The sequence below is a fragment of the Leucobacter tenebrionis genome (assembly GCF_019884725.1).
GTDB classification, from domain to species: domain Bacteria; phylum Actinomycetota; class Actinomycetes; order Actinomycetales; family Microbacteriaceae; genus Leucobacter; species Leucobacter tenebrionis.
Window position 1 is genome coordinate 3,312,315 of record NZ_CP082322.1, and the last position, 25,763, is coordinate 3,338,077.

21 protein-coding genes are annotated in these 25,763 nt (G+C 69.5%); 17 read left to right on the plus strand and 4 right to left on the minus strand.

Going from position 1 to position 25,763, the window contains the following annotated elements:
• The first annotated feature begins 44 nt into the window (after positions 1 to 44).
• On the plus strand, positions 45 to 536 hold the full coding sequence (def, locus tag KVY00_RS15180; RefSeq protein ID WP_223043693.1) for a peptide deformylase: 492 nt from the start codon (positions 45 to 47) through the stop codon (positions 534 to 536).
• A gap of 8 nt (positions 537 to 544) precedes the next feature.
• Here def and KVY00_RS15185 read toward each other — a convergent pair whose 3' ends face one another.
• Positions 545 to 2,395, minus strand: a complete 1,851-nt coding sequence (locus KVY00_RS15185; RefSeq protein ID WP_255572677.1) for an AMP-dependent synthetase/ligase — start codon at positions 2,393 to 2,395, stop codon at positions 545 to 547.
• A gap of 116 nt (positions 2,396 to 2,511) precedes the next feature.
• On the opposite strand from KVY00_RS15185, the gene KVY00_RS15190 reads away from it, so the two are divergent.
• Complete coding sequence (locus KVY00_RS15190) at positions 2,512 to 3,183, plus strand: lysophospholipid acyltransferase family protein (protein ID WP_223043694.1); 672 nt, start codon at positions 2,512 to 2,514, stop codon at positions 3,181 to 3,183.
• 95 nt (positions 3,184 to 3,278) lie between these two features.
• On the plus strand, positions 3,279 to 4,640 hold the full coding sequence (locus tag KVY00_RS15195) for a class II 3-deoxy-7-phosphoheptulonate synthase (protein ID WP_223043695.1): 1,362 nt from the start codon (positions 3,279 to 3,281) through the stop codon (positions 4,638 to 4,640).
• Between the two features lie 9 nt (positions 4,641 to 4,649).
• Here the strand turns inward: KVY00_RS15195 and pknB are convergent, their stop codons facing one another.
• Positions 4,650 to 6,563, minus strand: a complete 1,914-nt coding sequence (pknB, locus tag KVY00_RS15200) for a Stk1 family PASTA domain-containing Ser/Thr kinase (protein WP_223045354.1) — start codon at positions 6,561 to 6,563, stop codon at positions 4,650 to 4,652.
• Positions 6,564 to 6,693: 130 nt separating this feature from the next.
• On the opposite strand from pknB, the gene KVY00_RS15205 reads away from it, so the two are divergent.
• On the plus strand, positions 6,694 to 7,041 hold the full coding sequence (locus KVY00_RS15205; protein ID WP_223043696.1) for an Rv2175c family DNA-binding protein: 348 nt from the start codon (positions 6,694 to 6,696) through the stop codon (positions 7,039 to 7,041).
• A 144-nt stretch (positions 7,042 to 7,185) separates the two neighbouring features.
• Here KVY00_RS15205 and KVY00_RS15210 read toward each other — a convergent pair whose 3' ends face one another.
• Positions 7,186 to 8,286, minus strand: coding sequence for a polyprenyl synthetase family protein (locus KVY00_RS15210; RefSeq protein ID WP_223043697.1), 1,101 nt, complete (start codon positions 8,284 to 8,286; stop codon positions 7,186 to 7,188).
• Between the two features lie 72 nt (positions 8,287 to 8,358).
• Between KVY00_RS15210 and KVY00_RS15215 the strand changes: the two genes are divergently transcribed.
• The 11 genes from KVY00_RS15215 (at position 8,359) to KVY00_RS15265 (ending at position 21,285) form a co-directional block, all read left to right on the plus strand.
• Positions 8,359 to 8,748 carry a DUF3040 domain-containing protein gene (locus tag KVY00_RS15215; protein WP_223043698.1) on the plus strand — a complete coding sequence of 130 codons (390 nt, stop codon included), beginning with the start codon at positions 8,359 to 8,361 and terminating at the stop codon, positions 8,746 to 8,748.
• Between the two features lie 575 nt (positions 8,749 to 9,323).
• Positions 9,324 to 9,755 carry a division/cell wall cluster transcriptional repressor MraZ gene (gene mraZ / locus KVY00_RS15220; protein ID WP_223043699.1) on the plus strand — a complete coding sequence of 144 codons (432 nt, stop codon included), beginning with the start codon at positions 9,324 to 9,326 and terminating at the stop codon, positions 9,753 to 9,755.
• A gap of 12 nt (positions 9,756 to 9,767) precedes the next feature.
• Positions 9,768 to 10,763, plus strand: a complete 996-nt coding sequence (rsmH, locus tag KVY00_RS15225) for a 16S rRNA (cytosine(1402)-N(4))-methyltransferase RsmH (protein ID WP_223043700.1) — start codon at positions 9,768 to 9,770, stop codon at positions 10,761 to 10,763.
• Positions 10,760 to 11,353: a hypothetical protein gene (locus KVY00_RS15230; protein WP_223043701.1), complete on the plus strand. Its 594-nt coding sequence runs from the start codon at positions 10,760 to 10,762 to the stop codon at positions 11,351 to 11,353. Before rsmH ends, KVY00_RS15230 begins: the two co-directional genes overlap by 4 nt.
• Before the next feature lie 110 nt (positions 11,354 to 11,463).
• On the plus strand, positions 11,464 to 13,260 hold the full coding sequence (locus KVY00_RS15235) for a peptidoglycan D,D-transpeptidase FtsI family protein (protein ID WP_223043702.1): 1,797 nt from the start codon (positions 11,464 to 11,466) through the stop codon (positions 13,258 to 13,260).
• A 26-nt stretch (positions 13,261 to 13,286) separates the two neighbouring features.
• Positions 13,287 to 14,894 (plus strand): Mur ligase family protein, encoded by a 1,608-nt coding sequence (locus KVY00_RS15240; RefSeq protein WP_223043703.1) that lies wholly within the window; start codon positions 13,287 to 13,289, stop codon positions 14,892 to 14,894.
• Positions 14,891 to 16,342 (plus strand): UDP-N-acetylmuramoyl-tripeptide--D-alanyl-D-alanine ligase, encoded by a 1,452-nt coding sequence (locus KVY00_RS15245; RefSeq protein WP_223043704.1) that lies wholly within the window; start codon positions 14,891 to 14,893, stop codon positions 16,340 to 16,342. The genes KVY00_RS15240 and KVY00_RS15245 overlap by 4 nt, the downstream gene beginning before the upstream one ends.
• Complete coding sequence (mraY, locus tag KVY00_RS15250) at positions 16,339 to 17,421, plus strand: phospho-N-acetylmuramoyl-pentapeptide-transferase (RefSeq protein WP_223043705.1); 1,083 nt, start codon at positions 16,339 to 16,341, stop codon at positions 17,419 to 17,421. Before KVY00_RS15245 ends, mraY begins: the two co-directional genes overlap by 4 nt.
• 11 nt (positions 17,422 to 17,432) lie before the next feature.
• Positions 17,433 to 18,983, plus strand: coding sequence for a UDP-N-acetylmuramoyl-L-alanine--D-glutamate ligase (gene murD / locus KVY00_RS15255; RefSeq protein ID WP_223043706.1), 1,551 nt, complete (start codon positions 17,433 to 17,435; stop codon positions 18,981 to 18,983).
• 5 nt (positions 18,984 to 18,988) lie between these two features.
• On the plus strand, positions 18,989 to 20,212 hold the full coding sequence (gene ftsW, locus KVY00_RS15260; protein WP_223043707.1) for a putative lipid II flippase FtsW: 1,224 nt from the start codon (positions 18,989 to 18,991) through the stop codon (positions 20,210 to 20,212).
• Positions 20,209 to 21,285 (plus strand): UDP-N-acetylglucosamine--N-acetylmuramyl-(pentapeptide) pyrophosphoryl-undecaprenol N-acetylglucosamine transferase, encoded by a 1,077-nt coding sequence (locus KVY00_RS15265; RefSeq protein WP_223043708.1) that lies wholly within the window; start codon positions 20,209 to 20,211, stop codon positions 21,283 to 21,285. Before ftsW ends, KVY00_RS15265 begins: the two co-directional genes overlap by 4 nt.
• A 238-nt stretch (positions 21,286 to 21,523) precedes the next feature.
• Here the strand turns inward: KVY00_RS15265 and KVY00_RS15270 are convergent, their stop codons facing one another.
• Positions 21,524 to 22,354: a type IV toxin-antitoxin system AbiEi family antitoxin domain-containing protein gene (locus KVY00_RS15270; protein WP_255572678.1), complete on the minus strand. Its 831-nt coding sequence runs from the start codon at positions 22,352 to 22,354 to the stop codon at positions 21,524 to 21,526.
• Positions 22,355 to 22,806: 452 nt separating this feature from the next.
• Here KVY00_RS15270 and KVY00_RS15275 point away from each other — a divergent pair, with 452 nt between their 5' ends.
• A complete protein-coding gene (locus KVY00_RS15275) occupies positions 22,807 to 24,066 on the plus strand; it encodes an MFS transporter (protein ID WP_255572679.1) in 1,260 nt (419 codons plus the stop codon).
• 232 nt (positions 24,067 to 24,298) lie between these two features.
• Positions 24,299 to 25,750 (plus strand): UDP-N-acetylmuramate--L-alanine ligase, encoded by a 1,452-nt coding sequence (murC, locus tag KVY00_RS15280; RefSeq protein ID WP_223043709.1) that lies wholly within the window; start codon positions 24,299 to 24,301, stop codon positions 25,748 to 25,750.
• Positions 25,751 to 25,763: the final 13 nt, after the last annotated feature.

Genomic DNA, 25,763 nt, shown 5'->3' on the forward strand with positions numbered 1-25,763 from the left:
CGTGCTCCAGGCCGACGAAGGCGATTCCGCTAAGCTGGATCACTATGGCGATTCGAGAGATCCGACTGTTCGGCGACCCCGTGCTGCGCACCGTGTGCGATCCCATCACCGAGATCGACAGCGGGGTGAGGCAGCTCGTCGCGGATCTCTGCGAGACCGTCGACATGGACGGGCGCGCGGGCCTCGCCGCCACTCAGATCGGTCACACGCAGCGCGCGTTCAGCTTGAATATCGACGGCAGGATCAGCTACGTGCTCAACCCCGAGATCGTCGAACTCGACGGTGACCCGGTGCCGACGGGCGAGGGGTGCCTCTCGGTTCCCGATCTCTGGTTCGAGGTCATGCGGTACCCGAGGGCGACCGTGCGGGGCATGGACCTCGACGGGCGCGAACTCGTCGTCTCGGGGGAGGGACTGCTCGCGCAGGCCCTGCAGCACGAGTGCGACCACCTCGACGGCAAGCTCTACATCAACCGTCTCGATCGCGAGGCGCGCGGCGAGGCGATGCGTCAGATCCGACAGTCCGCCTGGTTCTAGGGCGGATGCTACTTGCCGAGGCTGACCGCCTCGGTCTGCGGGTTGTCACCGTAGAGCTTTGCGATCTCGCTCGCGAAGTCGCGCAGGATGTTGTCGCGCTTGATGCTCATCTTCGGGGTCAGGTGCCCGTTCGCCTCGACGAACTCCGTGGGCAGGATCACGAACTTGCGGATCGACTCGGCTCGCGAGACGTGCTGGTTGCCCTGATCGATGGCGCTCTGCACCTCGGCGAGCACCTTGGGGTGCCTGGCCGCCTCCTCCAGCGTCATGTTCGGGTCCTCGCCGTTGTTGTTCAGCCAGGCCGGAAGCATCTCGGGATCGAGGGTGACGAGCGCGGATATGAACGGCTTCTGATCGCCGACGACCACGACCTGGCCGATGATGGTGTTCGAGCGGATCGGATCCTCGAGCGCCGCGGGCGCCACGTTCTTGCCGCCCGCGGTGACGATGATCTCCTTCTTGCGCCCGGTGATCGAGAGGTAGCCGTCGGCGTCGAGCGAACCGAGGTCGCCCGTGCGGAAGAAGCCGTCGTCTGTGAACGCGGCCCGGGTCGCCTCGGGGTTGTTCCAGTACTCCTTGAAGACGTCGATGCCCTTGACCTCGATCTCGCCGTCGTCGGCGATGCGCACCGTGTGCCCGGGAAGCGCCGGGCCGACCGTGCCGATCTTGAACTTGTCGGGCAGATTGACGGTGACCGGGGCCGTGGTCTCGGTCAGGCCGTAGCCCTCGAGGATCTTGACCCCGAGGCTGCGGTAGAAGTGGCCGAGGTAGTGGCTGAGCGGCGCCGAGCCCGAGATCGCATAACTGACGCGACCGCCGAGCCGTTCGCGCAGCTTGGCGTAGACGAGCTTGTCGAACAGCTTGAACTTGAGTCCCAGCACGAAGGGGACCTTGCCCGCGTCGAGGGCTTCGGAGTGCTCGACCGCGACCTTGGCCGCGGCCCGGAAGATCTTGCCCTTGCCCTCCGCCTCGGTCTTCTGCTCGGCTGAGTTGTAGACCTTCTCGAAGACGCGCGGAACGGCGAGGAGGAAGGAGGGCTTGAACGAGCCGAGCGCCGGCAGCAGCTGGGTGGTGTCCGCCTGGTGGCCCACCCTGACGCCCGCGTGCACGGCGAGCACCGAGATGAACCGGGCGAAGACGTGCGCGAGGGTGACGAAGAGCAGCGTCGAGGAGCCGGGCTGCTGCACGACCTCGGAGAGCGCGGCCGCCGAGTTGCGCGAGAGGTCCACGAAGTTCGAGTGGGTGAGAACGCAGCCCTTGGGGCGACCGGTCGAGCCGGAGGTGTAGATCAGGGTCGCGATGTCCGCGCCGACGGCGAGGTTGCGGCGACGCTCGATCTCGGCGTCCTCGACCGAGAGCCCGCTCTTCCGGAGCGCCTCGAGCGCGCCCTCGTCGAAGCGCCAGTGCAGATCCACACCCGGCGTCTCGCTCGCGATCTCCTCGAACCGCTCGGCGAGATCGGTGGTGGCGGTCATCATCGCGCGAGCCCCCGAATCCTCGAGGATCCAGTGGATCTGCAGCGGAGACGAGGTCTCGTAGATCGGCACCATGATCGCGCCGGAGTAGTGGATCGCGAAATCGACGAGCGACCACTCGTAGCTGGTCTTGCACATGAAGGCGATGCGGTCGCCGGGTTCGATGCCCGCGGCTACGAAGCCCTTCGCGAGGGCGACGACCTCGGCTCGGAACTCGCGAGCGGTGATGTCTCGCCAGCCCTCTCCCTGCGGCACGGCGAAGATCGCGCGGTCGGGCGTCGCATCTACGCGCTGTTCGAGCAGATCGGTGATGTTGTCATCCGGAACCGGCGGGATGAGGATCGGCGTCTCGGACTGATTCACGGCAGCTCCCTTGATACTCATGCATCGGTCTCTGCGGTGCGGTCGTTCCGCACCTGCTTGCATTTCACCCTATATGCATACCCACGCGCGGCTCCGGCTCGGCTATTGTGTTCGAAGTCGAGAGAAAGCTGCGGGTAGTGCTGTATTGGATCTTTAAACACCTGATCATCGGGCCGTTCCTGAAAACTCTGTACCGTCCGTGGGTGGAGGGTGCCGAGAATATTCCGGCCTCCGGGCCCGTAATTATTGTGGGAAACCACCTCTCGGTGATCGATTCCTTCTTCATGCCGCTCATGATCGACCGGCGGGTGTACTTCCTCGCGAAGAGCGACTACTTCACGGGGAAGGGGCTCAAAGGCTGGCTGGTGAAGAACTTCATGCTGGGCGTGGGGCAGCTCCCCATCGACCGCTCGGGCGGCAAGGCATCCGAGGCCTCGCTCAACACGGGGCTCGCGGTGCTGGATCGCGGCAACGTGCTCGGCATCTACCCGGAGGGCACGCGCAGCCCCGATGCGAGGCTGTACCGCGGCCGCACGGGCGTGGCTAGACTCGTGCTCGAATCGGGCGCGCTCGTGGTGCCCGCGGTGATGATCGACACCGAGAAGGCGATGCCGATCGGTGCCAAGTTCCCGAAGATCCGCCGCATCGGCACCGTGATCGGCAAGCCCCTCGACTTCAGCCGCTTCTCGGGCATGAGCGCCGACCGCTTCGTGCTGCGCAGCGTCACCGACGAGATCATGCTCGAGATCCAGCGACTCAGCGGCCAGCAGTACGTCGACGTGTACGCCTCCAGCGTACGCAACCGCTGAGGGGCGCGAAGCGCCGCTCGTCGCTAGTAAGCTGGGGTGGTTGCAGCGAGGTCGCTGCTGCGCCAGCATACCCAATTATTGACAAGGGACTGAAGATGACGAGCCAGAACACCGATACTGCTGCCCGCGCGTTCGCGGAGCTCGACGCGTATCGCGCGCTCGAGGCGAAGCAGCAGCCCACCTGGCCCGATCCCGCGGCCGTGCAGACGGCGTCAGAGGACCTCGCCTCCCAGCCCCCGCTCGTCTTCGCGGGCGAGGCCGATCAGCTGCGCGAGCGTCTCGCGTCGGCGGCGCGCGGCGAGGCCTTCCTGCTGCAGGGCGGCGATTGCGCCGAGACCTTCGCCGCGGCGACCGCCGACAAGATCCGCGACCGGGTCAAGACGCTGCTGCAGATGGCCGTCGTGCTCACCTACGGAGCCTCGATGCCGGTCATCAAGGTCGGTCGTATGGCCGGCCAGTTCGCGAAGCCGCGCTCGAGCGACACCGAGACCCGCGACGGTGTCACGCTGCCCGCGTTCCGCGGAGACCTCGTCAACGGCTACGACTTCACCCCCGAATCGCGCACCGCCGACCCCTCGCGACTCGTGCGTGGCTACCACGTCTCTGCCTCGACCCTCAACCTGATCCGCGCGTTCACGCAGGGCGGCTTCGCCGACCTGCGCCAGGTGCACGCCTGGAACCAGGGCTTCGTGTCGAACCCGGCCAATCAGCGCTACGAGTCGCTGGCCGCCGAGATCGACCGCGCCGTGCGCTTCATGGACGCCTGCGGCGTGGATCACAGCGAGCTCAAGCAGACCGAGTTCTACGTGAGCCACGAGGCGCTGCTGCTCGACTACGAGCGCCCGCTGACCCGCATCGACTCGCGCACTGGCGAGCTCTACGACACCTCGGGGCACATGCTCTGGATCGGCGAGCGCACCCGCGACCTCGACGGCGCCCACGTCGAGTTCCTGTCGCACGTGAGGAACCCGATCGGCGTCAAGCTCGGCCCGACGGCGACGGTCGACGACGCGCTGCGGCTCATCGACAAGCTCGATCCCGAGCGCGAGCCCGGGCGCCTCACCTTCATCACGCGCATGGGCGCCGGAAAGATCCGCGACGTGCTGCCCGGCCTGCTCGCGGGCGTGCGCGATGCGGGCGCGACCCCGCTCTGGGTCACCGACCCGATGCACGGTAACGGCATCACCTCGTCGACCGGCTACAAGACCCGCCGCTTCGACGATGTGATGGACGAGCTGCGCGGCTTCTTCGAGGCGCACCGCGAGGTCGGCACGTTCCCCGGGGGCATCCACGTGGAGCTCACCGGCGATGACGTGACCGAGTGCCTCGGGGGCTCCGAGAACATCGATGAGGAGGCGCTGGCGACCCGCTACGAGTCGGTCTGCGACCCGCGTCTGAACCACATGCAGTCGCTCGAGCTGGCCTTCCAGGTGGCCGAGGAACTGAAGCGGCTCTAGGCGGTCTTTTCAGCCGAAGAGCGAGCCGCTGATGTAGATCTCCGTGCCGGCCGGCACCTTCGTGCCGGCCGCGGGATCGGTGCTCGTGGCGATCACTGCGTCGAGGAGCGCCCCGCTGAAGAGCGGATTCGTGCGCGTTGCGAAACCCGCCCCCTGCAGGGTATTGCTCGCCTCGCGCAGAGTCATGTTGGCGACATCCGGCACCTCGAACAGCTCGGGGCCGAGCGACACGTTCAGGCCGACCGCGTCGCCGGGCCTCACCGGGTCGGTCGAGAGCAGCAGGCCGATGACCTGGCCCTCCGGAACATCGGCGTTGTGCTCCTCCGTGCCGAGCGCGGCGTCGACGCGGAGATCACTCGATTCCAGCGCGCGCGTGGCCTCCTCGACGGTGAGGCCTGCCACGTCGGGAACGGCGCCGGCGGATACGACGAGATCGATCCGCCCCTGCTCGGCGTAGGTGTCGCCGAGAGGCTCCCCGTCCTGACCAAGCGCCGCGAGCACCGTGCCCGACTCCGAGTCGGCGAAGCGCCGCTCGAGCACCTCGCCGAAGGTGAACCCCTCTGACCGGATCTCGCTCTCGGCCTCCTGCTGCGACAGGCCCACAATGGTAGGCACTGGCAGCTGCCGGGGGCCGCTCGACTGGCAGAGGCGCACGGTGCTGCCGCGGTCGAGGCGCGATCCGGACTCCGGATCGGTGCTCACGGCGAGACCCACCGGTACCTCGAGGCTCGGGCACTCGGCCACCTCGACGAGCAGCGAGCGATCCTCGAGGGATGCCTGCGCCGCGGCCATCTCCTGGCCCGCCACATCGGGCACCGTGACCCGGGATCCGGGCCCCTGCCCGAACCACCAGCCGGTACCGCCGGCGAGTGCGATGAGCAGCACGAGCAGCACCGCGGTCAGACGGCCCTTGCGGCCGCGCTTTCTCGCAGCGGCGGCCGCTCGGTCGAGCGGCGACGCGGGGGTCGGATCGGGCTGAGGGGCGGCGTCCGCATCCCCGCCCTCCGCGAGGCTCGAGGCCAGCGCCTGCTGCTCCGTGCCGTCGAGCACGGTGGTCGACGAGGTCGGCGATCCGCCCGCCATATCCCTGGGCAGCACCCGGGTGGATCCCGCCGCCGCAAGGCCCGAGCCGAGGTCCCGGAGGAACTGCAGCGCTTCGCCGGCGTCGCGGGGGCGATCCTCGGGGTCGCGCTGCGTGGTCCAGCGCACCAGCTCATCGAGCTCGGGAGTCGCCTCGGTCGACTTCAACGAGGGCGCCGGCACCTCGGAGTGCGCGTGCTGGTAGGCGATCTGCATGGGCTGCTCGCCGGTGAACGGCTGCGTGCCGGCGAGCATCTCGTACATCATGATGCCGAACGCGTAGAGATCGCTGCGGGCGTCGGCCACGCCGCGGGTCACCAGCTCCGGCGACAGATAGGCGATCGTTCCGAGCAGCGCCTGTCCGGTGGTCGTGTTGGCGCTGACAGCGCGGGCGAGACCGAAGTCGCCGAGCTTGATGCGGCCGTCGTCGGCGAGCAGCACGTTCTCGGGTTTGAGATCCCGGTGCACGATGCCCGCGTGATGCGCGGCGGCGAGCCCCGATAGCACCGCCTCTCCGATCTCCATCGCCTGCTCGGCGGTGAGGCGCTTCTGCTGCTTGAGCAGCTCGCGCAGCGTGATGCTCGGCAGATACTCCATGACCAGGTATGTGCGGCCGAGGTCATGCCCCTGGTCGAAGACGTTGACCAGGTTGGGATGCGAGAGCCTCGCCGCGCTGCGGGCCTCCTGCTCGAAGCGGCGGGTGAAGTTCTCGTCCTCGGCGAGGTGCTCGTGCATCACCTTGACGGCGACTCTGCGCTCGAGCCGCAGGTCGTTCGCGAGATACACCATCGCCATACCGCCACGAGCGATGCGTGAGCGGATCACGTATCGCTCGTCGAGCATTTGCCCGATCAAGGGGTCGGCAGGCGCGGAGGTCACGTCGAGATTCTACGGAAGAAGGATGCGCGCTCGTCGGATGCGCGCCGCGCGGGCGCAGATTGCGATCCGCCGGGGACGCTGGCAGAGTTGAGGTGTGCCCCAGAACATCGCACCCGATACGCCGTTCCTCACCGTCCCGGAGCTCGTCGAGCTCTTCGGCCTCACCCCGGGCAAGATCCACAGACTGATCGAGGACCACCACCTGGCCGCCGTGCGCGTCGACGGCGTGCTCCGCGTACCGGCCGAGTTCGTGCAGGACGACCACCCCCTGCCCCCGCTCCGCGGCACGATCCTCGTGCTGCTCGACGCCGGCTTCTCGAACGAGGAAGCGGTGGCGTGGTTGCTCGCTCCGAACGACGAACTGGGGGAGCGGCCCATCGACTCGCTCCGCGCGGGCCGCAAGAGCGCGGTGCGCCGGGCGACGCAATCGCTCGCGTTCTGACGCGTCGACCCGGGTGAGCCGGGTGAGTCGCGTCAGGCCGGGTGAGTTCCATCGAGTCGGCCTATTCGTATCGAGCCGGCCTGGAAATCGCGCCAGTCAGAGGCGGCCTCGATACAAATAGGCCGACTCGATGACTCATCGCCGCTAGAAGGCTCGGCGTGCGGCCCGCTCGGAGAGCCCGATGAGCTGCTGCGCCGCGTCGGGGCGGATCTGCGCTCGCCGCAGCGCAGCGGTCGCGCGGTCGATGTTGCGGCTGATCATGTCCTCGACGCGCTCGACCGCCCCGCTCTCGCGAATGGTGCGCTGCAGCATGGCGACCTGCTCGCGGTCGAGCTCGGTGCCGAGCAGATCTTCGAAGATGCGTCGCTGCGTGGCGGGCAGGTTCTCGCGGGCGAGCGTGACGAGGACGGTGCGCTTGCCCTCGGCGAGGTCGTCGCCGATCGGCTTGCCGGTGAGTTCCTCGTCGCCGAAGACGCCGAGCAGGTCGTCGCGCAGCTGGAAGGCGACGCCGACGGGCAGCCCGAAGTCCGCGAGCGCCTCCTCGTGCTGCTCGTCAGCCCCCGCAAGCGCGGCACCGATGAGCAGCGGAGCCTCGACGCTGTACTTCGCGGACTTGTAGACCAGCACCCGAGTCGACCGCTCGAGCTGCTCCTCGTGCGAGGCGAAGTCGGCGTACTGCTCTTCGAGGACGTCGAGGTACTGGCCCGCCGCGACCTCGCTGCGCATGCGGTTGAAGTGGTGGCGGGCGCGCTGCGCGGCCGAGCGGTCGGGGAGCGCGTCTCCTGCGGCCTGCATGAGCTCATCGGCCCACGACTGCAGCAGGTCGCCGAGCAGGATCGCGCCCGCCAGGCCGAAGTGATCCGCCGACCCGCGCCACCCGTGCTGCTGGTGCATCGCGGCGAACAGGCGGTGCGTCGAGGGCCGACCGCGGCGGGTGTCGGAGCGGTCGATGACGTCGTCGTGGATCAGCGCGGCCGCGTGGAAGAGCTCGAGGGAGCAGGCTGCGTCGAGCACCGCGCCGAACTCGGCGTCGATCTCGGCGGCGAGGTCGAGCGGCCGCAGCGCACGGTAGCCGAGCACGGCGAACTGGGCGCGGAATCGCTTACCCCCGGAGAGGAACCCGAAGGCCTCGTCGAGCAGGGGCTTCGCATCGGGCCCGAGGGGCTCGAGCGCCCGACGATGCCGGGCCAGCGTGTCGTTGATCCGCTCCTGAATAAGGCCTGCGAGTCGCATCGTTTCTTGCACACGACTAGCCTAGCCGCGCGCGGGAGACAGTAGACTACTGGGTAAAGAACTCAATTGGCGGGAGGAGCGGTCATGGCGCTGTCAGAACACGAGCAGCGGCTGCTCGACGAGATGGAGCGCAGCTTCTATCAGAGCGAAGCCGACGTGATGCAGACCGTCCCCGGAGCCCGCCGCCGGGTGAGCTACCGCTCGCTGGTGCTCGGGATCGTGGTGGTGCTCGTCGGGCTGGGCGTGCTGGTCGCGGGAGTCGCGGCGCAGCAGCTCTGGCTGGGGCTCATCGGATTCGCCGCGATGCTGGGCGGTGTCATGCTGATGTTCGCCCGGGGTTCCGACTCCGAGACTGCGGAGGGTGCGCTCGGCGAGCAGTCCGACGCACCAGGCGGGGCCGGCGCTTCGGCTCGCGAGTCATTCAGCGAGCGCATGGAGCGTCGCTGGGACGAGCGCATGGGCGGCGACCGCTAGCAGCAGCCGGTTTCAGAAGGGCCGTGGTTTCGACCACGGCCCTTTTTCGTGCGCCTTGGAGGCGTCGCTCAGCGCGGCCGTTTGCCGGGCGGGTCCCGCGCCGGCGCAACTCCTGCAGCTGCGTCATCGCAGGCGTCCGTGACCTCGATCCGAGTTCAGGGAGGAGATCGTCTCCCAATCGGAGGGCTTCACCGGGAACGCCCCGCTCAAGCCCGGATCTCCTCCCTGGGCTGCGACCGGCTACCGCCTCGACGCGCGCTTGGTGCGGGGCGGCGTATGGGGCGGAGCGGTCGACGGATCCTCCACTTTGCTCCACCGCGACGCTCCACTGCGCTCCACCGGGCCTTCAAGCGGGGTGCATAGCGGTGTTCGGGGCGCGCATTCGGACTCTCCGCTGCGCGAAGACGGAGGGATGGGGTGCGGGCCTCGCTCGAACGCATCGTCTCAGATCCGCGGAATTTCAAGGCGTACGGCGCTCGGGCGCAAAAGATGGGTGTTTGGTGGAGAGAATGCTCGGTGAAGTGGAGGAAAGTGGAGTAGTGTGGGACACCTGAGTCAGGCGAAAGGGGGTAACCGTGTTTCTCGGTACCTTCACGCCTCGACTCGATGAGAAAGGCCGGGTGATCCTGCCCGCCAAGTTTCGCGACGAACTCGCAGACGGCCTCGTCATCACCCGCGGCCAGGAGCGCTGCCTGTACGTCTTCAGCGAGCAGGAGTTCACCGAGATGCACGACCGCATTCGCCAGGCCCCGGTGACCTCGAAGCAGGCGCGCGACTATCTGCGCGTCTTCCTCTCCGGCGCCCACCCTGAGACCCCCGACAAGCAGAACCGCATCACCATCCCCCAGGGCTTGCGCGAATACGCCGGGCTCGACCGTGAACTCGCGGTGATCGGGGCAGGCAGCCGCGCCGAGATCTGGGACGCCGAAGCCTGGCAGACCTACCTGGCCGAGCAGGAATCGGCCTTCTCCGATATCGAGGAGGAGGTGATCCCGGGCATGTTCTAGCCCGGATCCGTCATGACCCAGCCTGACTTCACTCCCCGCGATGAACGCGACGCCCGTGATGCGAGCGAGCTGCACGTACCCGTGCTGCTCGACCGCTGCCTCGAGCTGCTCGCGCCGGCGGCCGCGCGCTCCGGCGCGGTGGTCGTCGATGCGACCCTCGGCATGGGCGGCCACACCGAGGCCATGCTCGAGGCCCACCCCGAACTCACCGTGATCGGTCTCGACCGCGACACGGAGGCGCTCGCGCTCGCGGGTCGTCGCCTGGAGCGCTTCGGCGAGCGGATCATCCGGGTGCACGCCGTCTACGACGAGATCGAGCGGGCCGTGCACGACTCCGGCTTCGATCGCATCGACGGCGTGCTGTTCGATCTGGGCGTCTCCTCCCTGCAGCTCGACGAGGCCGACCGCGGCTTCGCCTACGCGCAGGACGCGCCGCTCGACATGCGCATGGATCAGAGCCGGGGCGAGACGGCCGCAGACGTGATCGCGGCCGCGCCCGAGGGCCGGCTGCGAGCGATCTTCGAGCGATACGGCGAGGAGCCGCTCGCGGCCCGCTACGCCCGCGCGATCATCGCGGCGAGGTCGGAGGCTCCGATCGAGCGCAGCGGTCAGCTGGTCGAGGTGCTGCAGCGGGCCACTCCCGCGGCGGTGCGGGATCAGCGCCACCCCGCCAAGCGCGTCTTCCAGGCGCTGCGGATCGAGGTGAACGGCGAGCTCGCGGTGCTGGAGCGCGCGATTCCCGCGGCGCTCGATCTGCTGAACCTGGGAGGCCGGGCCGTCATCATGTCGTACCAGTCGCTCGAGGATCGCCTGGTGAAGCGCGAGCTCGCCAGGCGCAGCAGGTCGACGGCCCCGCCCGGGCTTCCCGTCGAGCTGCCCGAGCACCGGCCCGAGCTGCGCCTGCTCACCCGCGGCGCCGAACTCGCCGATGAATCTGAACGCGCCCGCAACCCGCGGGCGATCCCGGTGCGGTTGCGCGCCGCGGAGCGAACGAGGGAGGTGCGATGAACAGCACGGTTCCGATCCGGTTCGACGCCGCGCCCGTCGGCGGCGCCCCTTCGGAGACCCCGCGGCCCGGGCCCGGCGAACGGCATCTGCGCCTCGCCGAAGCTCCGAAGCCGGCGAAGCGGCGGATGTCGAGCCCCCTCCTCGGCGGGCTGGTCGCCGTCGGAGTGGTGCTCGTGATCCTGGCGACCCAGCTCGGTCTGAGCATCGCGATCTCGCAGGGCGCCTACGAGGCCCGCGCGCTCGAGGTCGAGCAGCGGGATCTCGCGCGCGTCGAGCGGGTGCTCGCCCAGAACGTGGACAAGCTCTCCTCGCCCCAGAATCTCGCCGAGAACGCCGCGGCGCTCGGCATGGTGCAGAACGCGAGGCCGGCGACGCTGCGTCTCAGCGACGGCGCGGTGCTCGGGGCGCTCGAATCCCAGACCTCGGAGGTGCGCGGAAATCTGGTGCCGAACTCCACGCTGGAGTCGATGCCGGTCGTGGACGCCGAGGGGCTGCTCGTACCGCGAGGCGCAGTGGGCGGCGCACAGCAGCAGCCCACCGAACCGGCGGTACGTTGGAAGGGCAAGCTTCCCGCTCCGGACACCCGCTGATCGGGGTGCGGCGCGAGGCGAGCCGCTGAGCGGTAGCCCGCTGAGCGAATACGGCCGGACCCGGCCGCGCCGGCTACGGCCGGACCCCCGCACATGAGAGGAGAGGGAAGATGCGAGCACTCCGCGGCTCCGCCCTGCGGCGCACGCTGGCGCTGATCATCATCATCGCCGCTGCCCTCCTCTTCCTGGTGCGCCTGATCGACGTGCAGATGGTCTCCGCCGCGGCACTGAACGAGGACGCGCGCGACAAGCGGGCGGTGCCGGTGAAGATCCCGAGCGTGCGCGGCGATATCGTCGACCGCAACGGCGAGGTGCTCGCGACCACCGACGAGCGCTACGACGTGCAGCTCTCGCCGAAGAACACGAAGCTGAACGGCGGCAAGTTCCCCCGACCCGACCTCGAGCGCGGCGTCGGCACGGTGACGGTGACCGCGAAGGAGGCCTTCGCCGAGATCGGCGCGATCACCGGGCAGTCCGAGGAGGAGATCCAGAAGATCGTCGATGACGCTCTCGCTGACAACCCCAAATCAGACTTCGCCTACGTGAAGCGCGGCATCGACCTGCCGACGCTGAACAAGCTGAAGAAACTGCAGATCCCGTGGCTGACCTTCGACCAGCACCACACGCGCGACTACCCGAACGGCGCCGTAGCGGGCAACCTGATCGGTTTCAACGGGTTCGAGGGGGTGCCGCAGGCGGGCGTCGAGGTGTCGCAGGACGAGTGCCTGACCGGCGTGGACGGCCAGGAGACCTACGAGCGCGGTGCCGACGGGGTGGCGCTCCCGGGCAGCGTCGTCGTCACCGAGAAGGCGGTCGACGGAGGCACCGTCGACCTCACGATCGATCTCGACCTGCAGTGGGAGGCGCAGCAGGCGATCAACGCGCAGGTGCAGGACGTCGCAGCCGAGTGGGGGCTGCTCGTGATCATGGATGTGAAGACCGGCGAACTGGTCGCCGTCGCCGAGGACGGCTCGGTCGATCCGAACGACGTCGACGCGTCGGACCCGGAGAAGCGCGAGGCGCGATCCTTCACCTCTCCCTACGAGCCCGGATCGACCTTCAAGACCATCACCGCCGCGGCGCTCATCGACCAGGGGGTCGCGACGCCGTACACGCAGAACCTCACGCCCGACTACCTCGAGCCCGAGCCCGGGGTGCGCTTCGGCGACTCCTTCAGCCACCCCGACATGCCCTGGACGCTGACCGGCATCCTCACCCAGTCGTCGAACGTCGGAACCGCCACGCTGGGCACGATGCTCAGCCCCGAGACCCGCTACGACTACCTGCAGCGCTTCGGCATCGGCGTCGGCACCCAGGCCGGGCTGCCGGTCGAGGACTCGGGCATGCTCTTTCCGCCCGACCAGTGGGATCGCCAGACCTCCTACAACACGACGTTCGGCCAGGGCCTCTCCTCGACGATCGTGCAGACGGCGGGCGTCTACCAGACCATCGCCAACGGCGGGGTGCGCGTGCCGCCGAGCCTCGTGCACAGCTGCACCGACGGCAACGGGAAGCAGACGGTGATGGATCACGGCGATCCCCAGCGCGCGGTCTCCGAGGACACGGCGTCCCAGGTGATGCAGATGCTCGAGACCGTGGTCGCGGAGGGGTGGTACACCGACTTCGTGTCGATCCCCGGCTACCGGATCGCAGGCAAGACGGGCACGGCCGAGCAGGTGGACCCGGCGACCGGGCTCTACCGCACCGACTACGTGAACTCCTTCGCGGGCATCTTCCCCGCAGACGACCCCCGCTACGTCGCTGTAGCATCGATAGCGTTCCCGAAGGACGGTGACGGCGGCGTCGCTGCGATCACGGCGTTCCGCGAGGCCGCCGAGGCGACGATCCGCACCTTCCGCATCCCTCCCTCCACAGGGACTTTCGAACCGCTCCCCACGGAGTACTGACCATACCCTCGCAGGAGGCACACGCAGTGAGTACCGGAGATGCCCTGAGCATCCGACCGCAGCATCCCGCACCCGCCCGGCTCGACGAGCTGGCGGTGCGCTTCGCACTCGAACCCCGCGGCGAGACCGCGGACCTCGCCGTCACGGGGGTCACCCTCGACTCGCGCGATGTGCGCCCGGGGGATCTCTACGCCGCGCTCCCGGGGGCCCGCCGGCACGGTGCGTCGTTCGCCCGGCAGGCGGAGGCCTCGGGTGCGGTCGCGATCCTCACCGACGACGAGGGCGAGCGCATCGCGCGCGAGGCGGGAACCGCGCTGCCGATCCTCGTCTCCGAGCAGCACCCGCGCGAGATCCTCGGCGAGGTCGCCGCGAAGATCTACGGCACCGGTGCTCACGGCACCGATGCTCACGGTACCGATGCTCACGGCGCCGGCGACTTCGCCGCCAAGATCTTCGGGATCACCGGCACGAACGGCAAGACGAGCGTCGTGTACCTGCTCGCCGAGCTGCTGCGAGCAGCCGGCTTCACGCCGGGCCTGAGCTCGACCGCCGAGCGGCGGATCGGCGATGAGGTGATCGTCTCCGATCTCACGAGCCCGGAGGCTCCCGAGCTGCACGCGCTGCTCGCCCGGATGGGGGAGAAGGGCGTCGACGGTGTGGCGCTCGAGGTCTCCGCGCACGCGGTCGAGCGGCACCGCATCGACGGCGTGCGCTTCGACGTGGTCGCCTTCAACAACTTCTCGCAGGACCATCTCGACGACTTCGGCGACATGGAGAGCTACTTCGCCGCGAAGCTCGCGCTCTTCTCGCCCGAGCACGCCGAGCGGGGCGTGGTGGTGGTCGACTCGCCGTACGGGCAGCGGATCGCGCGGGAATCGCGGATCCCGGTCACCCGGCTGGCGACGGAGTACGGGCAGGACGCCGATTGGCACCTCGCGGTCACGCGGCAGACGATCGACGGGGTGTCGTTCGTGCTGCAGGGCCCGGGCGGTGCGCACTTCCGCGGCAGCGTTCCGATGTTCGGCCGGTTCATGGCGGAGAACGCCGCGCTCGCGCTCATCATGCTGCACGAGGCCGGCGTGCCGCTCGAGCGCGTCGAGGCCGGGCTCGAGCACGGCCGGATCCCCGTCTACATCCCGGGCCGCCTCGAGGCGATGAACCCGAAGCTGCCACTCGAGGCCGGCCCCCGCTTCTACGTCGACTACGGGCACACCCCCGGGGCCTTCGCCGCCATGCTCGACGCGCTCGGCGAGGTGGCTCCCGGCAGGATCATCTTCATGTTCGGCGCCGACGGCGATCGCGACACCACGAAGCGCGAGGAGATGGGGCGGATCGCGGCGGCGGGATCCGATGTCCTCATCGTCTGCGACTACCACCCGCGCTCCGAACCGCCCGAGGCGATCCGCGCGCAGCTCATCGCGGGGGCGCGCTCGGCGAATCGCGCGGAGGTGATCGAGGAGGGGGACCCGCGCGCCGCGATCCGTCTCGCCATTTCGCTCGCCCGAGCCGGTGACGTTATCCTGTATGCCGGTCCCGGACACGAGGACTATCAGGAAGTCGCCGGTCAGCATCTGCCGTACTCGGCGCGTGATGAGGTACGCGGGGCGCTCCGCGAGGCAGGATTGCTTCCGTGATTGAACTGACGTTGGAAGAGGTCGCGCTCGCGACCGGCGGACGACTGGTGCCGGGATCGGGCGAACCCCGAGCCACCGTGCGAGGCGAGTCGCAGACCGACTCGCGCGAGGTGCGGCCCGGGCAGATCTTCTTCGCCCGCCGCGGCGAGGAGACCGACGGTCATCTGTTCGCCGGCAAGGCGGTCGAGGCGGGGGTCGCGTTGCTCGTCGTCGAGCGGGAGCTCGACGAGCGTGAACTCAGTGTCGAGCGGGAGCTCGACGAGCGCGTGCCGCAGATCGTGGTCGCCGACAGCACCGCCGCGCTCGGCGCCCTCGCGACCGAGGTGGTTCGTCGCGTGCGCGCCCGCGGGGAGCTGACGATCGTGGGGATCACGGGATCCAACGGCAAGACCACCACCAAGAACCTCGTGGCCGCGATGGCGGAGCGGATCGGGCCGACGGTCGCCTCCGCGAAGTCGTTCAACAACGAGGTGGGCGGTCCGCTCACCATGCTGCGCGTCGACGACACGACCCGCACGCTCGTCGCTGAGATGGGGGCGAGCGCCGAGGGGGAGATCGCGAGGCTCACCGCGATGGCCCCGCCGCACATCGGCGTGGTGCTCTCGGTCGGCCTCGCGCACGCGGGGGAGTTCGGGGGCATCGAGACGACGTTCCGCACGAAGAGCGAGATGGTGCGCGACCTCCCCGAGAGCGCCGTGGCGGTGCTCAACCGCGACGACCCCCGCGTCTCGCAGATGGCCGAGCTCACCCGCGCCCGCGTGCTCTGGTTCGGGCTGCACCCCGAGGCGCACGTGCGCGCGAGCGACGTCGACGCCTCGGCCGACGGCACCCGATTCACGCTGCACGCCGCGCTGCCTGGCCGCGATGTCGAGTCGCTGCCCGTGCACTTTCGCGTGCTCGGCGAGCACCACGTGATGAACGCCCTGGCAGCCGCAGCCATCGGTCTCGAGCTCGGGCTGCCGCTCCCGGCTATCGTCGAGGAGCTCGAGGCCGCCGCGCTCGCAGCCCCCGGTCGCATGCAGGTGCTCGGGGGTCGCGACGACATCACGATCATCAACGACGCGTACAACGCCAGCCCCGACTCGATGAGCGCCGCCCTGCGCACGCTCGCGCAGATCCGCAAGCCCGAGGGCCGCACGGTGGCGGTGCTCGGCGCGATGAGCGAGCTCGGGGAGTACTCGATCGAGGAGCACATCCGGATCGGCCTGCAGGCCGTGCGCCTGCGCATCTCCGAGCTGGTCGTCGTCGGCAAGGAGGCGCGCCACCTGCACATCAGCGCCATCAACGAGGGGTCGTGGGACGGCGAGAGCGTGTTCTTCGAGTCCAAGGACGAGGCCTACGACTACCTGCTCCGCACGCTGCAGCCGCACGACACCGTGCTGGTGAAATCCTCGAACGCGGCGGGCCTGCAGTCCCTCGGCGACCGACTGGGGGAGGCCTACGCATGATCGCGCTCCTGATCGCCGGCGGCTTCTCGCTGCTGTACTCGCTGCTGCTCACACCGCTCTTCGTGCGGGGCTTCAACCGCCTGCGCTGGGGGCAGCCGATCCGCGTCGACGGGCCCAAGGAGCACGAGGTGAAGCGCGGCACGCCCACGATGGGCGGCCTCATCTTCCTCTCGGGCTCCGTCATCGCCTACTTCGTCGGCAAGCTGGTGATGCGCGAGACACCGTCGCCCTCGGCGCTGCTCGTGATCCTCATGGCGGTGGGCGCCGGCCTCGTCGGGTTCATCGACGACTTCATGAAGGCCCGGCTGCAGAACTCGGCCGGACTGAACGGCTGGGCGAAGATCGTGGGCCAGGTCGTGATCGCCGTCGCCTTCGCGCTGCTCGGGCTGCGGTTCGCGAACGAGGCCGGGATCTCGCCGGTCTCGACGAGCATCTCGCTCTTCCGCGACACCTCGTTCGACTTCATGGCGCTCGGCGCGGTCGCGGGCATCGTCCTGTTCATCATCTGGATCATGGTGATCGTCACGGCGACCACCAACGCGGTCAACGTGACCGACGGCCTCGACGGCCTCGCTGCGGGCGCCGCGATCTTCGCGTTCGGCGCCTACCTCGTGATCGGCTTCTGGCAGGGTGCGCAGAGCTGCGCGATCGCTGTGGAACCCGGCTGCTACGATGTGCGCGACCCGATGGATCTCGCGGTCATCGCCGCCGCCTTCCTCGGCGGGCTCGCGGGGTTCCTCTGGTGGAACACCAACCCGGCCAAGGTGTTCATGGGCGATACCGGTTCGATGGCGATCGGCGGCGCGATCGCCGCTCTCGCGATCCTCACCCGCACCGAGATCCTGCTCGTGCTCGTCGGCGGCCTCTTCATCATCGAGACCGGATCGGTGATCCTGCAGCGCCTCTACTTCAAGGTGACGAAGGGCAAGCGCATCTTCCTGATGAGCCCGATCCATCACCACTTCGAGCTCAAGGGCTGGGCCGAGGTCACGGTCGTGGTGCGGTTCTGGATCGTCGCCGGCCTGTTCGCGATCGCGGGCGTCGGCGCGTTCTACGGCGAATGGCTGCTGCAGCAGTGACGGAGCGGGATATGACTGAGACTTCTGGGGGCGGCATGGATGAGGCGGATCGGAGCGCCGAGCGGGTGCTCGCGCTGTCGAGCTGGCACGCCGACTGGTCGGGGCTGCGCGTCGCGGTGCTCGGGCTCGGCGTGACCGGGTTCTCGGTAGCCGACACCCTCGTGGAGCTCGGGTCGCGCGTGCGGGTCATCTACGGGGCGCCGGACGAGGATCGCGAGCGCCTGCTCGACGTCATCGGCTCCGAGCGGTTCTGCGCCGACAGCAACCCCGAGCAGCTCGGCGACCTGGCCGCGTTCGGCCCCGACCTGGTGATCGTGTCGCCCGGCTACCGGCCGGACCACCCGCTCACGGCGTGGGCGGAGCAGCGCGGCATTCCCGTGTGGGGCGACATCGAGCTGGGATGGCGGCTGCGCGACAAGACGGATCGTGTCGCCGATTGGATCTGCATCACCGGCACCAACGGCAAGACGACCACGACGCAGCTCACCGCGCACATGCTCGTCGCGGGCGGGCTGCGCGCCACGCCGGCCGGCAACATCGGCACACCGATCCTCGACGCCCTGCGGGATCCGCAGGGGTACGACGCGATCGTCGTGGAGCTCTCGAGCTTCCAGCTGGAGCGCTTGCGCTTGGGATCCGGGGCCGGCGTCGTCTCGCCGTACGCGAGCGCCTGCCTCAACTTCGCCGATGATCACCTCGACTGGCACGGCGGGCCGGAGGCCTACTGGGCGGCGAAGGCGAAGGTGTACGAGCACACGCAGGTCGCATGCGTCTACAACCGGGCCGACGCCGAGACGGAGCGCATGGTCGAGGAGGCCGATGTCGTCGAGGGGGCGCGCGCCATCAGCTTCGGACTCGATTCTCCGCCGCCGAGCGGCTTCGGCGTGGTCGAGGGGATCCTCGTCGATCGCGGCTTCCACGCCGAGCGGCGCAGCGAGGCCTACGAGCTCGTGACCGTCGACGAACTCGCCGACCGCGGCATCGCCGCGCCCCACATGGTGCAGAACGTGCTCGCCGCGAGCGCGCTCGCCCGCGCCCGCGGGGTCGAACCCGCTGAGATCGCCCAGGCGATCCTGAACTTCACTCCCGACGCGCACCGTGCCCAGCAGCTCGGCGAGCGCCTCGGCGCGCACTGGATCGACGACTCGAAGGCGACGAACGCGCACGCCGCGGACGCGTCGCTGCGGGCGCTGCAGCGGGTCGTGTGGATCGTCGGCGGCCTGCTCAAGGGCGTGGACATCGGCGAGCTCGTCGCTGAGCACGCGCACCGGCTGCGCGGCGTCGTGGTGATCGGCTCCGAGCGTGCCGAGGTGCTGGCCGCTCTCGAGGCGCACGCCTCGGATGTGCCCCGCGTCGAGATCGTGCCCGAGCACTCGGGACGCGAGGATGTGCCGGCGGGATCGGCGGGCGAGGTGATGACCCGCGCCGTGCAGGCCGCAGCGTCGCTCGCGACCGCGGGGGACACGGTGCTGCTCGCGCCGGCCGCCGCCTCCATGGATCAGTTCAAGGATTACCCAGATCGCGGCCGCCAGTTCCAGGCGGCCGTGAGCGAACTGGAGTGAGCGGTATGGCTCCCGAAACGCCGGAGCCGTCGGCGCGCGTTCCCGGCCAATCCCGCATCAGCCTCGGGGCCATGCTGCGCACGGGATCCGATCCCACGGTGGCCGCGCTCTACGCGATCACGGCGCTGCTCGTCGGTTTCGGGCTGATCATGGTGCTGTCCGCATCGTCGGTGACGTCGTTCGTCAACGAGCAGGGGTCGTTCGGCGGCTTCTGGCGCCAGGCGACCTTCGCGATCATCGGGATCCCGCTCATGCTCATCGCCGCGGCGATGCCGGTGACGTTCTGGAAGCGGTGGGCGTGGGTGCTGCTCGGCTTCGGCATCCTGCTGCAGCTGCTGGTGTTCACGCCGCTCGGCTACTCGCTCTACGGCAACCGCAACTGGATCCAGATCGGCGGCTTCACCGCGCAGCCCTCGGAGGCGCTGAAGCTGGCCCTCGTCGTGTGGGTCGGGGCGGTGCTGCAGCGCAAGGAGCCCCTGCTCGGGCAGATGCGGCACGAGGTGATCCCGATCATCGTGCCGGGCGCGCTGATCGCGCTGGGCGTCGTGCTGCTCGGGCGCGACCTGGGCACCGTGCTGATCATGGCCGCGATGGTGTTCGGCGCGATGTACTTCGGGGGGATCAGCTGGAAGACGCTCGGGGTGACGGCCCTCGGCGGTGCGCTCGCGGTCGTGCTCTTCGTCGTGACGAGCCCCAACCGCATGGCGCGTCTGCTCAGCCACGCGGGGCAGACCGACGACTACAGCGGCCTCGACTGGCAATCGACGCACGGCATGTGGGCGCTCGCGAGCGGGGGGCTCTTCGGCGTCGGGCTCGGCAATTCGAAGGCGAAGTGGTCGTGGTTGCCGGCCGCAGACAACGACTACATCTTCGCCATCATCGGAGAGGAGCTCGGCCTCATCGGCGCGCTGCTCGTGATCGTGCTCTTCATCGTGCTCATGATCGTCATGCTGCGGGTGATCACCCGCGCTCGCGACCGCTTCGGACGCGCTGTCGTCGGCGGGATTATGGTGTGGATCGTCGGCCAGGCCTTCGTGAACATCGGCGTGGTGATCAAGGTGTTCCCCGTGCTGGGGGTGCCGCTGCCGCTCATCAGCGCGGGCGGCACGGCGCTCATCGCGTGTCTCGCGGCGATCGGCGTCGTCATCTCCATCGCGCGCGACGGCGCGCAGTACCAGGCGGAGCTCGAGGCCGCCGCACCCGTAGGAAGGACCCGAGGTACCCGATGACCCGCTACCTGCTCGCCGGAGGCGGCACCGCCGGACACGTCAACCCGCTGCTCGCCCTCGCCGATCTCATCAGAGCCGAGGAATCGGACGCCGAGATCGTCGTGCTGGGCACCCGGGAAGGGCTCGAGGCACGGCTCGTGCCGGAGCGCGGGTACGAGCTCGTGCACATCGAGCGGCTCCCGTTCCCGCGCCGCCCGAACCTCGCCGCGCTGCGGTTCCCCGTCCGGTTCGCGCGCGCCGTGCGCGAGACCCGCGCGCTCATCCGCGAGCGCTCCATCGACGTGGTCGTCGGGTTCGGCGGATACGCCTCGGCGCCGGCCTATCGCGCGGGCGCCAAGGAGGGCGTGCCCGTCGTGATCCACGAGGCGAACGCGAAGCCCGGCATGGCGAACAAGCTTGGGGCGCGCAGTACCCCGTACGTTGCGGTGACGTTCGAGGGCACGCCCATCGACGGCGCCCGGGTGACCGGGATGCCGTTGCGCCCCGAGATCACGGGCCTCGACCGAGCGGGCCTGCGCGCCTCCGCGCGCGAGCACTTCGGCCTCGACCCCGAGAAGCGCACGCTGCTCGTCACCGGTGGCTCGCTCGGCGCGCGCGCGATCAACCGCGGCATCTCGGGCTCTGCGGCCGAGATCGTCGCCTCGGGCGTGCAGGTGCTGCACATCTGGGGCGGGCTCACCGAGGTCGAGGATCCCGGGGTGCCCGGCTACACGGTGATCCCGTACTGCGACCGCATGGACCTCGCGCTCTCGGCCTGCGACCTGGCGGTGTCGCGCGCCGGCTCCACGACCGTGAGCGAACTCGCCGGGCTCGGCATTCCAGCCGTCTTCGTGCCCTACAGCTATGGAAACGGCGAGCAGCGGTTCAACGCGGCGGGCGTGGTGTCGGCGGGCGGAGCGCTGATGGTCGAGGACGAAGAGCTCACACCCGAATGGGTGCGCGGCACGCTGCTGCCGCTCGTCCGTGACGAGGTGCGCCTCGCCGCCATGTCGGAGCGCGCCCGCGGCGCCGGGACGCTCGACGGCACGGCGCGGCTGCTCGAGCTGGTGCGGGAGGCACTCGCGGCGCGCTGAGCGCGGTGTCGGCCCGTTCCCTGCGCTGCGCGGCCCTGAACCTGCCGAACGGGTCGAAGAGAATATCGTCGACCCGCCGCAATTTCGGATCACGCCGTTCTTTCGGACCAGATCGCGGAATCCGATCCGAAAGAACGTCGTGATCCGAAGGAACGTCGTTTCCGAAAGAACGTCATGATCCGAAGGAACGTCGGGCACGAAGCAACCCTGCTGCCAAAGGAATCGCGGTGCGGGATGCTCAGCCGGCCTGTCTCAGATGCTTGCCGCGCGCGATCGCCGACAACACCGCCTCCTGCACCTGCTCCCAACGGTGGATGATGAGCGAGTAGGTCACGCGGATGATCTCGTATCCCTCGCGCCTCAGCTCGGCGTCGTGCAGGATGTCGGCGTCGCGCTGCGGCCCGGAGTGCTGCTTGCCGTCGACCTGCACGATGAGGCGCTCGCCGATGAGCACATCGACGCGGTGCCCGCTCAGGTGCGTCTGCACTCGGATCGGAAGGCGCAGCCAGCCCAGCCGCGACCGGAAGATGGTCTCGATCCCCGAATCGGAGAACGGGGTCGCGTGTCGCACCAGGTCGTGCAGGCGCGGGGAGGGGAGCGTTTCGAGCGCCTGGATCGAGGTCAGGCTCTGGTTCAGTGCGGAGTCTACGATCGCGAGAGCGGTCTCGTAGGGCTGACACTCAGCAACCAGCACGAGCACGTTCTCGAGCGGATCCTCCAGCAGCCCGGGTGCGCGGGGAGTCGGTGGGGCCCGCCAGTGCACCACCCCGGGCCCGCCTACCACGTGACTGTGCGGGTGCGGCGGGGCGTAGTGGGGGTGATCCGGGGTTTCGAGCACCCAGAGGCCGCGTCGCGCGGCCTGTGAGACGCAGCTCAACAGCAGGCCGCGTCCGGCCGCCGTCACGAGTTCGGGGTCGGCCCAGGGGAGGGCGACCCACCCTCTCCGTGGGCGCAGGACCTCGTCACGTTCGAAGGCCGCCCGCAGGTCTCGGCGGGTCACGCCGGCCCGGATGAGAACTGACGTGCGGGTGATCCCGCCGTGCTGTCGGAGGAGCGCTTTGAGTGTCATGCGTCGAGGATGCCTCACGCGGAACCTCGTCGGAGGCCGTTGCGGCAATCTGTGGAGAACTCGGTGATGTCGCAACTGCGGCCGTGGCTGTGAGCGAAGTACTGGCCGGGGATCTGCACGGAGGAGGGGGCCCTTCGTTCGGACCCTGCCGCTCCTTCGGACCTGAACGCTGGGGTTTCATCCGAAATACGGGTGAGATCCGAATGACGGGACAGGGCGAGCTGCGGGGAGGGGAGGAAAGGAAGAGGGGAAGGGTGGGAGGGAAGGAAGATGGGAAGGGGATGGCCTAGTGCGGGGTGTTGGGTGCCGGTGCGGACGGCGCGGGGTAGGATCACAGCATGTCACGGGTGCTGCTTCTTCGCCGCCGCGACGGGGCCTGAATCGACCGGTTCCCCGTCAGCGGCTGCGTCGTCGTGCCGGTCCACACTCGTCGAGACCGGAGACACCCGACCATGACAGACCCCGCCCCGCCCGCCGCCGGCACCGCCATGCGCGCACGCACGCCCATCCCCGCCCGCCTGTGGCTGATGCTCGCAGCGATGGTGGTGGCCCAGGCCGCGACCACGGTGGTGACCGCGGCACCCGCCTTCCTGATCCCGCATCTGCTTGAGAACGAGCAGATGACACTCACCGCCGCCGGCCTGCTCGCCGGCGCGCCGAACCTCGGCCTCGTGCTCTCGCTCGTGGCCTGGGGCGCCGCGACCGACCGCTTCGGTGAACGGCGGGTGATCCTCGTCGGGCTCGCGCTCGCGGTCGTCGCTGTCGCCGCGTCGATGCTCGTGCACGGCTTCGTGCCGCTCGGCATCGCGCTCGTGGCGAGCGGCGCCGTGTCTGCCTGCACGAACAGCGCCAGCGGCCGCCTGATCACGGGGTGGTTCCCTGCGGAGCGACGCGGGTTCGCGATGGGCATCCGCCAGACCTGCCAGCCGCTCGGCATGGCGATCGCGGCCCTGGGAGTGCCGCCGCTTGCCGCGTTCGGGGGTATCAGCGCCGCGTTTGCGCTCGGGGGCGCGTTGTGCGCGCTGAGCCTGGTGGGGTGCTGGATCATCGTGCGCGATCCCGAGAGAGCGCCGTCCCGCGTCGCGCGACGGGATGATCCCGCGTCCGCGAAGACCGTCTCCGCCGGTAATCCCTACCGTGAGTCCTCCGCGCTCATGCGGATCCACGCCGTGTCGATGCTGCTGGTCGTGCCGCAGTTCGCGCTCTCCACCTTCGGGCTGGTCTGGTTCACCGTCGGCCTCGGTTGGAGCGCGCTCGCCGCCGGCGCGCTCGTCGCGGCATCGCAGTTCGCGGGCGCCGCGTGCCGCATCCTCGTCGGGGCCTGGAGCGACCGCGCGATGTCCCGGCTCGGTCCTCTGCGAATCGTGGCGATCGCCGGGATCGCGGCACTGCTGCTCGCAGCGGCGTTCGGCTGGGCCGAGTGGAGCCTGCCCGCGGCGGCGGCCTACCTCGTGGCCAGCTGCGTCAGCGTCGCCGATAACGGTCTCGCGTTCACCTCCGTCGCCGAGCTCGCGGGGCCGGGCTGGGCAGGTCGCGCGCTGGGGATCCAGAACACCGGCCAGTTCGTCGCCGCGGCCGCCGTCGGGCCGGCCGTCGGTGCGCTCATCGGGGCGCTCGGGACCCCGGCCGCACTGGCGATCCTGGCGCTCGCGCCGGCGGTTGCGGTGCCGCTCGTGCCGCGCCCCGAGGCGGAGCGCGGACTGCGTGGGTAGCTCGCACCCCTTCGACAGGCTTCGGGGGGCGACAAAGTAAGGGGCCGAGATACGGATTCCGCACGCGGATTCGCGATTCGGTGTGTGAGATCCGTATCTCGGCAGGGGTCTACTTAATAGTCGTCGTCTCGCGCGACCCAGTCGCGTGAGACGACGAGTTCGAAATGGCCCCGGATCTCAGGGATCCGGGGACCGGAGACGGTACGCTGGAGTGTCTATCTGAGGAGGCCAGATGATCTACCCAGATCTCGAGATGGAGATCCCCGACGAGCTCGGGCGCGTGCACTTCGTCGGCATCGGCGGCTCGGGCATGAGCGGCATCGCGCGCATGATGCACCAGGCGGGCGTGCCCGTGACGGGATCCGATCGCAGCGCCAACTACTCGACCGAGGCGCTCGAGCAGCTCGGGATCCCGGTGAGCATCGGGCACGACGCGGCCAACGTGGGGAGCGCCGACACTCTCGTGGTCACCGGCGCGCTCTGGCAGGACAACCCGGAGTACCAGCTCGCCCTCACGAAGGGGCTCCCCGTACTGCACCGTTCCCAGGCGCTCGCCTGGCTGGCGCGCGGCAAGCGCGTCGTCTCGGTGGCCGGGGCCCACGGCAAGACGACCTCGACCGGCATGATCGTCACCGGGCTGCTCGGGCTGGGCGCCGACCCCTCCTTCGTGAACGGTGGCATCATCGAGTCGCTCGGGGTGAGCTCGGGCCCCGGCTCCGACGACCTCTTCGTGATCGAGGCCGACGAGAGCGATAAGTCGTTCCTGCTCTACGACACCGCTGTCGCGCTCATCACGAACGTCGACCCCGAGCACCTCGATTTCTACGGTTCGCGCGAGGCGTTCATGCGCGCCTTCGTCGATTTCGCCCGCGGTGCGCGCGAGCAGGTCGTGATCTCGGCCGATGACCCCGGGGCGGTAGAAGTGCTCGACGCGCTGCGCGCCGACGCCGACTACGCAGAGCTCGGCCGAAGGATCACCACTTTCGGGGAGCACGCGGAGGCCGACGTGAGGATCGTGTCGATCGACGCCTCCGGCCCGGTGCGCTTCGAGGTCGAGCTCGCGGGAGCCGACGGCGCCGCCGAGCGGCACGAGGCGCAGCTCTCGGTGTACGGACGGCACAACGCCGTCAACGCGGTGGGCGCTCTGGCCGTGCTCGTCGGTCTCGGCTTCGAGGCCGGCCCCGCGCTCGCCGCGATCGCCGAGTTCGGCGGCACCAAGCGCCGCTTCGAGTTCCACGCTGAGGTCGGCGGGGTGCGCGTCTACGATGATTACGCCCATCACCACACCGAGGTCGCGGCGCTGCTCGACTCGGCCCGCGCCGTCGTCGGCGAAGAGGGGCGGCTGATCGCGATCCACCAGCCGCATCTCTACAGCCGCACGAAGCTGTTCCACCGCGAGTTCGCCGAGGTGCTCGAGGCGGGCGCCGACCACACGGTGGTCATCGCGGTCGACGGGGCTCGCGAGGATCCGGTCGAGGGGGTCACCGGCGCGCTCGTCGCCGACGATTTCGCGGATCAGAGCCGCGTGGCCTACCGCCCCGACTGGCAGGATGCCGCGGACTACCTCGCGGAGATCGCGCGCCCCGGCGACGTGATGGTGACGATGAGCTGCGGCACGGTCTACCGGATCATCCCGCAGGTGGTCGAGGCGCTCCGTCGGCGCTTCGAGCCCGCGGACGCGTAGGGTGACGGTCGCG